Genomic DNA, 541 nt, shown 5'->3' on the forward strand with positions numbered 1-541 from the left:
GGACACTATTGTACCGGAGACAGGACACTATTGTACCGGAGACATCCCTGCAGCGAATTGTTGAGCTGCAGCTTCGGGAAGAAGATCACCAGCAAGAAGAATTCGACTTGCTCGTGCATCTTGTTCTTCTGCATATGCTGCGCCAGCAAAAAAACAGTGCGCCGTCGCCGGTCTCTCATAGGCACAAACAGCTCATCCACAAAGTTATGGATGAGCTCCGCGACCAAATTGGCGAAAAGGCAATAACCGTAGCAAGCCTCGCTGAGAACGTCAATGTCTCTCCGCGCTATTTAAGTCAACTGTTCATGACATACACCGGTTATTCCTTAAGGGAATACATTACGCGAGTCCGTATGGAACGAGCACGATTTCTCCTCTCCGAGACCACAATGAATATAACTGAGGTTTCAAGCGCACTTGGTTTCACTGACGTATACCATTTCAGCAAAATGTTCAAGTCTCACAATGGAGCGCCTCCGTCCCGCTTCCGCTACAACGGACGGCCAGCCAAAAGCAACTATGGCGATTCCAGGCCTAGGCA

At 49.7% G+C, this 541-nt stretch carries 1 protein-coding gene; it reads left to right on the forward strand.

Going from position 1 to position 541, the window contains the following annotated elements:
* On the forward strand, nucleotides 1-541 hold a 541-nt coding region (locus AC1DUA_RS40300; protein WP_477504972.1), incomplete at both ends, for a helix-turn-helix domain-containing protein.

This window comes from Paenibacillus sp. 01T422 (assembly GCF_056398785.1).